This window comes from Burkholderia sp. 22088 (genome assembly GCF_052045915.1).
GTDB classification, from domain to species: Bacteria; Pseudomonadota; Gammaproteobacteria; order Burkholderiales; family Burkholderiaceae; genus Burkholderia; species Burkholderia cepacia.
The window spans coordinates 142,347-155,676 of record NZ_JBQEPY010000019.1 but is presented as its reverse complement, the minus strand read 5'-3'; the positions used below and the strand labels follow the sequence as shown (position 1 = coordinate 155,676).

The 13,330-nt window shown below is 65.0% G+C and carries 11 protein-coding genes; 8 read left to right on the top strand and 3 right to left on the bottom strand.

Annotated elements, in window-relative coordinates:
- Positions 1–48: 48 nt before the first annotated feature.
- Both ACTJLD_RS31630 and ACTJLD_RS31625 read left to right on the top strand, forming a co-directional pair.
- Complete coding sequence (locus ACTJLD_RS31630) at positions 49–705, top strand: SOS response-associated peptidase family protein (RefSeq protein ID WP_440660591.1); 657 nt, start codon at positions 49–51, stop codon at positions 703–705.
- A gap of 66 nt (positions 706–771) precedes the next feature.
- Complete coding sequence (locus tag ACTJLD_RS31625; protein WP_440660590.1) at positions 772–1,986, top strand: PIN domain-containing protein; 1,215 nt, start codon at positions 772–774, stop codon at positions 1,984–1,986.
- A gap of 242 nt (positions 1,987–2,228) precedes the next feature.
- On the opposite strand, the gene ACTJLD_RS31620 is transcribed toward ACTJLD_RS31625, so the two are convergent.
- Positions 2,229–2,411, bottom strand: a complete 183-nt coding sequence (locus ACTJLD_RS31620; protein ID WP_006398668.1) for a rubredoxin — start codon at positions 2,409–2,411, stop codon at positions 2,229–2,231.
- A gap of 200 nt (positions 2,412–2,611) precedes the next feature.
- Between ACTJLD_RS31620 and ACTJLD_RS31615 the strand changes: the two genes are divergently transcribed.
- The 5 genes from ACTJLD_RS31615 (at position 2,612) to ACTJLD_RS31595 (ending at position 10,500) form a co-directional block, all read left to right on the top strand.
- Positions 2,612–3,016: a DUF4399 domain-containing protein gene (locus ACTJLD_RS31615; protein ID WP_119337588.1), complete on the top strand. Its 405-nt coding sequence runs from the start codon at positions 2,612–2,614 to the stop codon at positions 3,014–3,016.
- Between the two features lie 209 nt (positions 3,017–3,225).
- A complete protein-coding gene (locus ACTJLD_RS31610) occupies positions 3,226–5,175 on the top strand; it encodes an ATP-binding cassette domain-containing protein (protein WP_027786783.1) in 1,950 nt (649 codons plus the stop codon).
- Between the two features lie 242 nt (positions 5,176–5,417).
- Complete coding sequence (gene parE, locus ACTJLD_RS31605; RefSeq protein WP_021158532.1) at positions 5,418–7,400, top strand: DNA topoisomerase IV subunit B; 1,983 nt, start codon at positions 5,418–5,420, stop codon at positions 7,398–7,400.
- A gap of 69 nt (positions 7,401–7,469) precedes the next feature.
- Positions 7,470–9,791 carry a DNA topoisomerase IV subunit A gene (gene parC / locus ACTJLD_RS31600; RefSeq protein WP_059697995.1) on the top strand — a complete coding sequence of 774 codons (2,322 nt, stop codon included), beginning with the start codon at positions 7,470–7,472 and terminating at the stop codon, positions 9,789–9,791.
- Positions 9,792–10,041: 250 nt separating this feature from the next.
- Complete coding sequence (locus ACTJLD_RS31595) at positions 10,042–10,500, top strand: CopD family protein (RefSeq protein WP_021158534.1); 459 nt, start codon at positions 10,042–10,044, stop codon at positions 10,498–10,500.
- A 49-nt stretch (positions 10,501–10,549) separates the two neighbouring features.
- Here ACTJLD_RS31595 and ACTJLD_RS31590 read toward each other — a convergent pair whose 3' ends face one another.
- A complete protein-coding gene (locus ACTJLD_RS31590; RefSeq protein WP_059697994.1) occupies positions 10,550–11,434 on the bottom strand; it encodes a LysR family transcriptional regulator in 885 nt (294 codons plus the stop codon).
- Positions 11,435–11,547: 113 nt separating this feature from the next.
- Here ACTJLD_RS31590 and ACTJLD_RS31585 point away from each other — a divergent pair, with 113 nt between their 5' ends.
- Positions 11,548–11,994 carry a multidrug/biocide efflux PACE transporter gene (locus ACTJLD_RS31585; protein ID WP_059698014.1) on the top strand — a complete coding sequence of 149 codons (447 nt, stop codon included), beginning with the start codon at positions 11,548–11,550 and terminating at the stop codon, positions 11,992–11,994.
- 48 nt (positions 11,995–12,042) lie between these two features.
- On the opposite strand, the gene ACTJLD_RS31580 is transcribed toward ACTJLD_RS31585, so the two are convergent.
- Positions 12,043–13,251, bottom strand: coding sequence for a chromate transporter (locus ACTJLD_RS31580; protein ID WP_027786787.1), 1,209 nt, complete (start codon positions 13,249–13,251; stop codon positions 12,043–12,045).
- Positions 13,252–13,330: the final 79 nt, after the last annotated feature.

The window sequence follows — 13,330 nt, the reverse complement described above, 5'->3', positions numbered from 1 at the left end:
ATCGCGGAGTAAGATGGGGCCGTCAAGTCTCAAAAATGGGGGCGGGCAGTGTGCACGAATTACAAGGCGCCAGACGAAGACCCGGGCATTAACGAGCTGAAGATTGGGATCGGCGACCTGTATCGCCGCGACCCGTGGGAGCCGGACGTGTATCCGGACTATGCAGCGCCGATCGCATGGTCGGACGGTGATGGCCTTGGCGTCGTCAAAGCCGTGTTTGGTTTCTGGCCGAAGTTTATGCAGCCTGAGCGCGTCGACGACAACGGGAAGAAGCGGAGAAAGCTCGACACGGTCAATGCCCGTTCAGAAACGGTCGGTGAGTCCCGGCTTTACGGTAAGGCGTGGCGAGCTGGTCAGCGCTGCTTGATCCCGGTCCGATGGATATACGAGCCGTGTTACGAAACGGGCCGGAACGTCTGGCAGCGGATCGGGCTAACGGATTGGCAGCCGTATTGTGTCGCCGGCATCTGGCGGCGTTACGAAGATGCAGAAGGCCGCTCACTGATCGGCATGACCATGATGACCGTCAACGCTGACGGCCATGCCGTGATGGGGCGAATGCACAAGCCCGGCGACGAGAAACGATCAGTGGTCATATTGCGCCCGGCTGACTATGACGAATGGCTGCATACGACGAATGCGGAGGCCGCACGCGCGATGTTGCAACTGTATTCGGCCGATGAGATGGTTACGGAGCCAAAGTAACTTGCGCGCGCGTACGTACTGGAAATAACAAAACGCAAGCAATACCGCACAACGAACGGAGGGGATATGGCAGTTCGAGGCAGACCGCGCAAGCGCAGGGTGCTTACCGTAGTTTTCGACACCAATGCTTTGTTTAACAAGGGATATGATGTGTTAATGTGCCCGGCCGCGAGTGATCTAATCGGCCGGCATTCAGTTCACGGTGATTTGGACGTTCGTTGGGTCATCCCGGATATCGTACGTGGCGAGCGTGAGTATCAAATGCGGAATGAGTATCGAAACATCAGCTCGCATATCACAAGGGCGGAACGTCTGTTTGGCGGGCAATGGGGGATAACACAAGATGCGGTTGATCGACGTATTGCGGAGCGGATCAACGATGAACTGGCCGCGCTGCATATTGAAGTAGTTCCCTGTGATGCTGGTCGTGTGGATTGGGGTGACATGATGCGTCGGGCTTGCTTTCGCGAGCCGCCCTTTGAGCGGGGCCAGACAGAGAAGGGGTTTCGAGACGCCGTGGTATGTGAGACCTTTATTCAGTTGGCGTCAGACCTCGTAGGCGGAGATGCAATAGTGCTGGTCTCCAACGATCAGCTGATCAAGGAGCACATTGAGTCTCGTGGAGTAGCAGGCAATCGGGCGCGCGTTGTTGATGATCTGACGGCGCTGAATGATGAAATCCAATTGCGTGTCGCGCACGTCGACGAGAATACACAAGCACTCATTGAGCACCGTGCACAAATACTATTTTTCGATTGGGATAATCGTGACGATCCGTCAAGCTTGTGGGCGCGCGAGAATCTTTACGACCGAATCTGGAGGGAGCACGGCGACAAAATAAAGCAGGCTCCATCTGGCGTTGCACACGTCACACTAGAACAAGAGCTTTCGAATGCGAGGCTTGTTTCAAAAGTAGTGAATCGAGTTCACTTTGAATCAGTCTTCTCGATCCAATCGGCATTTCGGATATGGGTGCCTACGCCAGGTGTTCAGCAGGAGTCGACTGCAATGACACTTGCAAATCTTGCTGTAGTAGATCAGGCAGCTGTCGATCACCAATTGCCCAAGAATACCCTATCGGGTCTTCTCGGTATTCAGCAGCCAGCGGGAGAGTGGAGGCAAATTAAGAAGCCGACAAGGGATATGGTTTCCATTCGCTGGAGCGCGACTTTTACGAGGCATAGAACACTCACACGCGCAACAATCGATTCAATTGATTTTGTCGAGCCCCCAACTGGTGCACTAGCGTTCAATCGTGGCGTGGCTGGCGTGTCCGGTTGATTTTTTTGCGCTACAAATTTGCTACAGCAAGGGGTGGAAGCCTTATTGGACAAGCCTTGCGCTTATCATTCCATCCCCTGAACTACGGGGAGCGCCATGTCCGGGTGATCGCGCGGAAAACGCGAACCGGACGGCAGTGTGGACAGCGCGCAGAGTATAGCAAACGCGCGGCGCGTCGGCGGGGCGGAATGCACGCCGACGCGCGCGATCGCGCAATCAGCCGCGATCAGAACATCGTCGAATCAGAAATCGACGACAACAAAATCTTCCTTGCCCACGTCGCACAGCGGGCAGCGCCAGTCGGCGGGAATGTCGGCGAAACGGGTGCCGGGTGCGATGCCTTCGTCGGGCAGCCCTTCCGCTTCGTTGTAGACCCACCCGCAAATCAGGCAGACCCAGCTCTGGTATTCGGTGACTTCGCTCATGTGGCGCTCGGTAAAAATGGAAATCCGGTGATGCCGTCCGCGGCCTGGCCGGCGGGCGAAAGGCGCAATGGTACCGGAATTTCGCCGAACGGCTCTGCAACGTCGTTTTAAACGTACGCATCGCGAACAACGCAACCGGAACACGCATGCCGTACGTGCGGTGTATGCTTCCCGGGCTGTCCAACCATAAGGAGAATGCGATGCTGAACAAAAAGTGGATCGCGAGTGCGGTATGCGTGGCGGCGATGGCCGTGTCGACGGTCGCGCGGGCCGAGGCGCGCGTGTTTTTCGAAGCGCCGAGAGACGGCGCGACGGTGTCGAATCCGGTGCTCGTGAAGTTCGGGCTCGAAGGGATGGCGCTTCGGCCCGCCGGCGACATGACGCCGGATACCGGCCATCATCATCTGCTGATCGACGGCCGGCCGATTCCGAAGGGCGACGTGATTCCCGCTGGCGAACGTTCGCTGCACTTCGGCAAGGCGCAGACCGAAACCGAGCTCAGGCTGCCGCCCGGCCAGCACACGCTGACGCTGCAGTTTGGCGACGGCGCGCACCGCTCGTACGGTCCCGAAATGAGCTCGACGATCACCGTGAACGTCAAGTAAGCACGCATATCCGCGAGGGCGGCCGTGCCGTCCTCGCGACGGAGTGAGCCCGCGCCTGCGGGCGCGGGTGCCCGCCGCACGCGCGGCACTCGACCTCCGGCAACCGGCCCGCGCGACCGGTCTTGCACCTTATCCGTCCGGCCATACCGGTGCCGGCGCCCGCGACCGGTACAATGGGCGCTTCCGATTTCTCTCTTCGCCGTCTCCCCATGTCGCTCTATTCCATTACCGGCGCGCAGCTCGCGTTCGGTCACGTCGCGTTGCTCGATCACGCGGATTTCTCGCTGGAAGCCGGCGAGCGCGTCGGCCTGATCGGCCGCAACGGCGCGGGCAAGTCGTCGCTGCTGAAGATCGTCGCCGGGCTCGCGAAGCCCGACGACGGGCTGGTCACGCGCCAGCAGGAGCTCGTGACCGTCTATGTGCCGCAGGAGCCCGAGTTCGAGCCGGGCGCGACGGTGTTCGATGCGGTCGCGTCGGGGCTCGCGCACACGCGTGAAGTGCTCGAAGAATACGATTCGATCGCGCACCGCCTCGCGGATACGCCCGAAGGCGCCGAACACGATGCGTTGCTCGCGCGAATGAACGCGCTGCAGTCGTCGCTCGACGCGCACGACGCGTGGAACTGGCGCACGCGCGTGTCGATGACGCTCGCGCAGATCGGCCTGGCGGACGTCGACGCGCGCGTCGACGCGCTGTCGGGCGGGATGCAGAAGCGGGTCGCGCTGGCGCGCGCGCTGGTGCTGCAGCCAGACGTGCTGCTGCTAGACGAACCGACCAACCACCTCGACTTCGACGGCATCCGCTGGCTGGAGGAGCTGCTCGTCGCGCAGCGCGCGGGCCTGCTGTTCATCACGCACGATCGCGCGTTCCTCGACCGCGTCGCGACGCGCATCGTCGATCTCGACCGCGGCCGGCTGTTGTCGTACCCGGGCAATTTCTCGGCGTACCAGACGCGCAAGGCGCAGCAGCTCGAAGTCGAGCGCGTGGAAAACGAGAAGTTCGACAAGCTGCTCGCGCAGGAGGAAGTGTGGATCCGCAAGGGGGTCGAAGCGCGCCGCACGCGCAGCGTCGGCCGCATCGCGCGGCTCGTGCAGATGCGCAACGAGCGCGCGGAGCGCCGCAATTCGCAGGGCAACGTGAAGCTCGACGTCGCGCAGGGCGAGAAGTCCGGCAAGATCGTCGCGGAGTTGACCGACGTGACGAAGCGCTACGGCGGCCGCACGGTCGTCGATCGTTTCTCGACGACGGTGATGCGCGGCGACAAGATCGGCTTCATCGGCCCGAACGGCGCCGGCAAGACGACGCTGCTCAAGCTGATTCTCGGCGAACTGAAGCCCGACGAAGGCACGGTGCGCACCGGCACGAACCTGCAGGTCGCGTATTTCGACCAGATGCGCGCGCAGCTCGACCAGGAAAAGAGCCTCGCGGATACCATCAGCCCCGGCAGCGAATGGGTCGAGATCGGCGGCGTGCGCAAGCACGTGATGAGCTATCTCGGTGATTTCCTGTTCGCGCCGGAGCGTGCGCGTTCGCCGGTGAAGTCGCTGTCGGGCGGTGAGCGCAACCGGCTGCTGCTTGCACGCCTGTTCGCGCGTCCGGCCAACGTGCTGGTGCTCGACGAACCGACCAACGACCTCGACATCCCGACGCTCGAACTGCTTGAGGAGCTGCTGGCCGACTACGACGGCACGGTGCTGCTCGTCAGCCACGATCGCGCGTTCCTCGACAACGTCGTGACGTCGGTGATCGCGTCCGAGGGCGACGGCAAGTGGCGTGAATATGTCGGCGGCTTCACCGACTGGCAGATCCAGAGCGCGCGCGCGGATCAGCTCGCGCAGCAGGAAGCCGCGAAGCGCGCGGTGAAGGAGGCGGCGCCCGTCAAGGAAGAGCCGGCAAAAAGCGCTGCGGGCCGCAATGCGCAGCGCACGGTGAAGCTGTCGTTCAACGAGCAGCGCGAGCTCGATTCGCTGCCGGAGAAGATCGCCGCGCTCGAGGAGGAGCAGAGGACGATCAATGCCCGGCTCGAAGACGGTTCGATCTTCGCGAAGGATCCGCAGGAAGGCACGCGCCTGACCGAGCGGTTCGCGGCGATCGACGACGAATTGCTCGCGGCGCTCGAACGGTGGGAAACGCTCGAGGCGAAGCGCAAGCCGGCGTAATCCGCATGACGCGTCGCGCGGCCGGCGGCGGCCGCGCGCGATTGCGCGATTGGCGCGCCACGCGGAACCAGTAAAATACCGCGCGTCCCGGGCAGCGCAGCCAACGCCGCGCGCCCGCTTTCGGAGCAGTCCAAGCACACCGTTGTTTCGATTCGCTTTTTTACGGAACTCAACGTTTTGTCCACGACGTTATCCACACGAGGTGTGGACAACGTCCCGATGAATGACGAAATTCAGCGCCTATGTCAACGAAGAAACCCAGCGCGGCCTATAGCGAAGCATCGATCAAGGTGCTCAAGGGTCTCGAGCCGGTCAAGCAGCGGCCCGGCATGTACACCCGTACCGAGAATCCGCTGCACATCATCCAGGAAGTCATCGACAACGCGTCCGACGAAGCGCTCGGCGGCTACGGCAAGCAGATCACGGTCACGCTGCACGCTGACCAGTCGGTCTCGGTCGAGGACGACGGCCGCGGCATCCCGTTCGGCATGCACCCGGAAGAGGGTGTGCCGGTCGTAGAGATCGTATTCACGCGCCTGCACGCAGGCGGCAAGTTCGACAAGGCCGCGGGCGGCGCCTATACGTTCTCGGGCGGCCTGCACGGCGTCGGCGTGTCGGTGACGAACGCGCTCGCGACGCGCCTCGACGTCACCGTCTGGCGCGACGGCAAGATCGCGGAACTCGGCTTCGCCGAAGGCGATGTGGTGAAGCCGCTCACGACGCAGGGCGCGGGCCGCGGCGAAAAGAAATCCGGCACGCGCGTGCAGGTGTGGCCGAATCCGAAGTACTTCGATTCGCCGAACCTGCCGCTCGGCGAGCTGCAGCGCCTGCTGCGCTCGAAGGCCGTGCTGCTGCCGGGCGTCGAGGTCGTGCTCGTCAACGAAAAGAGCGGTGAGCGCCAGACGTGGAAATATGAAGACGGCCTGCGCGGCTACCTGCTCGACGAAATGAACGGCAGCGAGTTGCTGATCCCGTTGTTCGAAGGCGAGCGTTTCGCCGATTCGCGTTCGGGCGACGACACCTTCGCCGAAGGCGAGGGCGCGTCGTGGGTCGTCGCCTGGAGCGAGGAAGGTTCGCTCGTGCGCGAGTCGTACGTGAACCTGATCCCGACGCCGGCCGGCGGCACGCATGAATCCGGCCTGCGCGACGGTCTCTACCAGGCGGTGAAAAGCTTCGTCGAACTGCACAACCTGCAGCCGAAGGGCGTGAAGCTGCTCGCGGAAGACGTATTCGCGCGCGTGTCGTTCGTGCTGTCGGCGAAGGTGCTCGATCCGCAGTTCCAGGGGCAGATCAAGGAGCGCCTGAACAGCCGCGACGCGGTGAAGCTCGTGTCGTCGTTCTCGCGTCCGGCGCTGGAGCTGTGGCTGAACCAGCACGTCGAGCACGGCAAGAAGCTCGCCGAACTCGTGATCAAGCAGGCCCAGGCGCGCACGCGCGCGGGCCAGAAGGTCGAGAAGCGCAAGAGCTCGGGCGTCGCGGTGCTGCCCGGCAAGCTGACCGACTGCGAGACCGAGGACATTACGCGCAACGAGCTGTTCCTCGTCGAGGGCGACTCGGCGGGCGGTTCCGCGAAGATGGGCCGCGACAAGGAATACCAGGCGATCCTGCCGCTGCGCGGCAAGGTGCTGAATACCTGGGAAACCGAGCGCGACCGCCTGTTCGCGAACAACGAGGTGCACGACATCTCGGTGGCGATCGGCGTCGATCCGCACAGCCCCGATGAAAGCGTCGACCTGTCGAACCTGCGCTACGGCAAGATCTGCATCCTGTCGGACGCGGACGTCGACGGCTCGCACATCCAGGTGCTGCTGCTCACGCTGTTCTTCAAGCATTTCCCGCAACTGATCGAGCGCGGCCACGTGTGCGTCGCGCGGCCGCCGCTGTTCCGCGTCGATGCGCCGGCACGCGGCAAGAAGGCGGCGCAGAAGCTCTATGCGCTCGACGAGGGCGAACTGGAAGCGATTCTCGACAAGCTGCGCAAGGACGGCGTGCGCGAGACGCAATGGAGCATCAGCCGCTTCAAGGGGCTCGGCGAAATGAGCGCCGAGCAGCTGTGGGATACCACGATGAACCCCGACACGCGCCGCCTGATGCCGGTGAAGCTCGGCGAACTCGACTACGAGGCGACCGTCGCGCGCATGACGATGCTGATGGGCAAGGGCGAGGCAGCCGCGCGACGCGGCTGGCTCGAGGAAAAGGGCAACGACGTCGAAGCGGACATTTAAGCCGGGAATCCGCGCGGCCGGGCATGACGCCCGGCCCGGCCTCACGCCACTTACGAATACGGAATTCAGATGGACGACAACACCTCCGATCTCTTTGCCGACTCCGGCGCGCCAGAGAGCGATGCGCTGACGCTCGGCAACTACGCGGAGCAGGCGTATCTCAGCTACGCGGTCAGCGTCGTGAAGAGCCGCGCGCTGCCCGACGTGTGCGACGGCCAGAAGCCGGTGCAGCGCCGGATCCTGTTCGCGATGAACGAAATGGGCCTCGGCCCGGACGCGAAGCCGGTGAAGTCGGCGCGCGTCGTGGGCGACGTGCTCGGTAAATACCACCCGCACGGCGACCAGTCGGCGTACGACGCGCTCGTGCGTCTCGCGCAGGATTTCTCGCTGCGCTACCCGCTGATCGACGGGCAGGGCAACTTCGGCTCGCGCGACGGCGACGGCGCGGCGGCGATGCGATACACCGAAGCGCGGCTCACGCCGATCTCGAAGCTGCTGCTCGACGAGATCGACCAGGGCACGGTCGACTTCATGCCGAACTACGACGGCTCGTTCGAGGAGCCGAAGACGCTGCCGAGCCGCATGCCGTTCGTGCTGCTGAACGGCGCGTCGGGTATCGCGGTCGGCCTCGCCACCGAGATCCCGTCGCACAACCTGCGCGAGGTCGCGGCGGCGGCGGTCGCGCTGATCCGCAATCCGAAGCTCTCGCATGCGGAGCTGATGAACCTGATCCCCGGCCCGGATTTCCCGGGCGGCGGCCAGATCATCTCGAGCGACACGGAAATCGCGGCGGCCTATGAAACCGGCCGTGGGAGCCTGAAGGTGCGCGCACGCTGGAAGATCGAGGATCTCGCGCGCGGCCAGTGGCAACTGGTCGTCACCGAGCTGCCGCCGAACACGTCGGGCCAGAAGGTGCTCGAGGAAATCGAGGAGCTGACGAACCCGAAGCTCAAGCTCGGCAAGAAGACGCTCACGCCCGAGCAGCTCAACACGAAGAAGGCGATGCTCGACCTGCTCGACGCGGTGCGCGACGAGTCGGGCAAGGAAGCGGCGGTGCGGCTCGTGTTCGAGCCGAAGTCGCGCACGATCGACCAGACGGAATTCGTGAACACGCTGCTCGCGTACACGAGCCTCGAGTCGAACGCGACGCTGAACCTCGTGATGATCGGCGCCGATGGCCGGCCGGGCCAGAAGGGCCTGCTGACGATCCTCGACGAATGGGTGAAGTTCCGCCAGCTGACGATGACGCGCCGTTGCCGCCATCGTCTCGCGAAGGTCGACGACCGCATCCACATCCTCGAAGGGCGGATGATCGTCTTCCTGAACATCGACGAGGTGATCCGCATCATCCGCGAGTCGGACGAGCCGAAGGCCGCGCTGATGAGCGCGTTCGGCCTCAGCGAACGGCAGGCGGAAGACATTCTCGAAATCCGGCTGCGCCAGCTCGCGCGGCTCGAGAAGATCAAGATCGAGAAGGAACTCGAAGCGTTGCGCGACGAGAAGGCGAAGCTCGAGGAGCTGCTCGCGAACGAGAGCGCGATGAAGCGGCTGATGATCAAGGAGATCGAGGCCGACGCGAAGCAGTACGGCGACGATCGCCGCACGCTGATCCAGCAGGAAAAGCGCGCGACGTTCGAGGCGAAGGTGGTCGACGAACCGGTGACGGTGGTCGTGTCGCAGAAGGGCTGGGTGCGTGCGCTGAAGGGCCACGGGCTCGACCCGGCAGGTTTCACGTTCAAGGCCGGCGACCATCTGTACGCGGCGTTCCAGTGCCGCACGCCGGACCGCCTGATCGCGTGGGGCAGCAGCGGCCGCGTGTATTCGGTCGACGTGTCGGTGCTGCCGGGCGGGCGCGGTGACGGCGTGCCGGTCACGTCGCTGATCGAGCTCGAATCGGGCTCGCACCTGATGCACTACTACGCGGCGCCGGCCGACCAGCAACTGCTGCTCGCGTCGAGCAACGGTTTCGGCTTCCTCGCGAAGGTCGGCGACATGGTGAGCCGCGTGAAGGCCGGCAAGTCGTTCATGACCATCGATGCGGGCGCGGTGCCGCTCGCGCCGATGCCGGTGCTGCCGAACGCGACGCAGGTCGCGTGCCTGTCGAGCGGCGGCCGCCTGCTGGTGTTCGGGATGGACGAGATGAAGACGCTGTCCGGCGGCGGTCGCGGCGTGATCCTGATGGCGCTCGACGACAAGGAAACGCTCGTCCAGGCGCTCGCGATCGATCCGGCCGGCGTCGTGCTGATCGGTACCGGCCGCGGCGGCAAGGCGCAGGACGAGACGCTGTCGTACGCGGGGCTGGCGCCGCACGTCGGCAAGCGCGCACGCAAGGGCCGCGCACCGGAGACGAAGCTCAAGGTCGTCAACGAGCTGCGTCCGCTGCTCGGCTGACGCGACGCACGATCGGCCGGCCGGTTCGGCCGTGATCGAAGGCCGCACCTCCGCTTCGGCGGGTGTGCGGCCTGTTCTTTTTGAGCGGGGATTCGGGTAAGCAAGCGTGGCGCTGTCACGCGGAACTTGCAAAATAGTGTGAAATCGCGCCTGGGGTCTGAACCGGGCGGCGACAATCCGGTCGAACGTCGCTCGATGCCGCGTGCGACGCGGCCGTTCGCCGTACCCCACTCCTCACAGGATTGCCGTCATGTCCCATGCTGTCTCCGTCGCGCTGTTTCTTCATCTGCTGGCCGTCGCCGTGTGGGTGGGCGGGATGGTCTTCGCCAACTTCTGCCTGCGTCCGGCGCTGTCCGACCTGTCGCCGCAGCTTCGGTTGCCGCTGATCGAAGGCGTGTTCGGCCGCTTCTTCAACTGGGTGTCGGGCGCCGTGATCGTGATCCTGCTGTCCGGCGGCTTCCTGCTCGTGGAATTCGGCGGCGCGCACGCAACGTGGTCGCTGCACGCGATGGCCGGGCTCGGCGTCGTGATGATGCTGATCTTCGGGCATATCCGGTTCGCGCTGTTCCCGCGCATCCGTCGTGCGGTGCAGGCGCAGAAGTGGCCCGACGGCGCGCGCGCGGTGAATACGGTGCGCCTGCTCGTCCTCGTGAACCTCGTGCTCGGCGTCGTGACGATCGGCGCGGCGGTGTTGTCGCGCGGTTTCTGACCTGTCGGTGCCGGCCGGCGCGCAGCCGCCGGCGCATCGGCCTGCGTCGCTACGCGGCCAGCATCGCATCGAGCAGCCACGAGCCGACCGGGCCGAGCGGCCGGTTGCGCGACCAGACCGCATCGACCCGCACGCGGCGCGGCCAGCCGCGCGCACGTAGTTCGCACAGGCGATCGCGCGCAAAGTGGTCGACCATCCAGCGCGGCAGTTCGGCCCAGCCGAACCCCTGCACGGCCATCTCCAGCAGCATCAGGTAGCTCGGCGCCAGCCAGTGATGCGTGCCGACGACGATCCGGTCGCCGGTGCCGCGACCTTCCGGTTTCACATAGGTATTGAGGCGCAGTTCGCGCACGTCGCGCAGCGCGGCGTGCGGCACGTCGGCGTCGCCGTATTCGGCGAGCGCGTGCATGCGGCCGACGAACAGCCCGATCTCCGATTCCTCCGCGATCGTCGCCGCGCCGATGTCGGCCGGGTAGGCCGCGCGCGCGGCCATCAGCCCGAGCTGCGCGCGTCCCTGCTGGATCAGGTCGAGCACGTCGTCGTGCTCGGCGATCTGGCATTCGAACTCGAGCGCCGGAAAGCGCCGCTCGAGCGCCATCAACGTTTCCTCGTAGCGCTTCGACTGGTACGTATCGGACACGACGAGCGTCAGCCGCGCTTCCTCGCCGCGCGCGAGCCGCGCGGCCGTGCGGTCGATTGCTGCGCCGGCCTCGAGTGCGCGCTGCACCTGCGGCAGCAGCGCCCGCCCGGCGTCGGTCAGCGTCGGCGTGCGCGTCGAGCGGTCGAACAACTGCACGCCGAGATCGATCTCGAGGTTCGCGATCGCCTCCGACACGGTCGACTGGCGCTTGCCGAGCTTGCGCGCGGCGGCCGTGAACGAACCGAGCAGCGCGGCTTCGGCGAATGCGAGCAGGGCTTCGGGGGCGTGGCGCATGCGGCGCTCCTGATGGCGTTATATCGGAAAAACCGATGATATCAAACTGGATTCATACGGTTGTGCCGATCAAAATGGCCGCCATCAACGAAGCAGACGAATCGGAGGGAATCATGAAACAGGTCAACAAAACGGTGACGGAACGGCTGCTGCATGCACTGACGTTCGAACTGGTCGCGATCGCGCTGTGCGCGCCGCTCGGCGCGTGGCTGCTCGACATGCCGGTGTCGCACGTCGGCGTGCTGACGGTGATGGTGTCGCTGATCGCGATGGCATGGAACATGGCGTTCAATACGCTGTTCGACCGCGTCGAGCGACGCGCGGGGTGGTCGCGCACGCTCGGCGTGCGGATCGCGCATGCGGCCTTGTTCGAGCTCGGCCTCGTCGTGCTGGTGGTGCCGGTCGCCGCGTGGTGGCTGAACGTGAGCCTCGTCGAGGCGCTGCTGCTCGACCTCGGTATCGTGCTGTTCTTCCTGCCTTACACGTTCGCCTTCAACCTTGCGTACGACGCGCTGCGCGCCCGCTGGATGGCACGCCGGGTCGCGGTGCAGGCGGGGTGAGGACGGGCGAATGCCGGTCAAGGCCGACGGGGCGGCGGCTGGCGCCCGTCAGCGCGCGGCGGCCCACAGCCACACGCCGCACGCAACCGCGACCGTGCCGTACACGGCATAGACGGGCACCTTGAAGCGCGCGAAGCAAAGCGTCGCGAAGGCGCCTGTCAGCCAGTAAACGGGGTCGGCCGGTTCGCGGTGCAGGATCCTCACGACGGCGACGACGAGAAAACCCGTGGTCGCCGCGCGCAGCAGGCGCATCCCGTGCTCGAAACGCGAATGGCGCTTGAGCCGGGACAGATGGTTCTGCGCAAATACGACGAGGCAGCCCGACGGAATGAACAGCGCGGCCGTCGCGAGCAGCGCCCCGACCCAGCCGTCGGTCAGGTAGCCGAGAAACGGCACGACGTTCAGCAGCGGCCCGGGCGCGACGGGCGACAGCGCGAACGCAAGCGTGAAGTCGTGATCGGAGATGCCGGTTGCCGGCGTGACGAACAGCGTCTTGAGCACGGGCAGCGCGGAAAAGCCGCCGCCGAACAGCGTCATGCCGGCGCCGGCGAGGCGCGGCCACAGCAGCGTCGCCTGGTAATCGCCGGGCAGCGGCACCGCGAACAGCGTGACGAGTACGCCGAGCAGCACGAGCAGGTTGCGGTCGCGGGCCGACAGCGTGAAATCGACCGCGTCGCGCTGCGGCGGCCCGGTCAGCCAGCCCGCCGCGAATGCGGCGAAAAGAATCCCGACGAAAGCGGCCGGATTATGCGCGAAAGCAAGCAGAATCGTCGACAGCGCGGCGATCAGCTGTTCGCCCCGTGTGCGCGCGAGCGAGCGCAACTGCTTGACCCACGTGACGCCGATCAGTGCGGCGAGCACCATCCCGAAGTGATTGATCAGCATCGGCGCCGCGAGCGAGCGCACGAATGGCGTGCGATAGAAGATCGCGAACAGCGTCATCAGGATGGAGAAGGGCAGCACGCTCGCGATGCCGGCAACCCATGCGCCGACGCGGCCATGCAGTATCTGACCGACCTGTACCGCCACGTTGCAGCCTACGGGGCCCGGCACGAGCCAGGCCAGCGCGACGAGATCGCCGAATACGTGAGGCTCGATGCGCTGCAGCCGCTCCACGTAGTGGCGTTCGAGCTGCGCCATCATCGAAAGCCCGCCCCACGAGACCGCCGAAATGCTGGCGACGACCTTGAACAGGTCCCACAGGGAAGCCTGTGCCTGTTCGACATCAGCGGTCGCTTCGATTTCGACGGTTGTCATCTTGGTAGTGTGGGCTCGGGGCCCGATCTCTCGCGTATGGCCATGCCGGCGGCCCGCCGACACGTTGCCCCTCCCGATT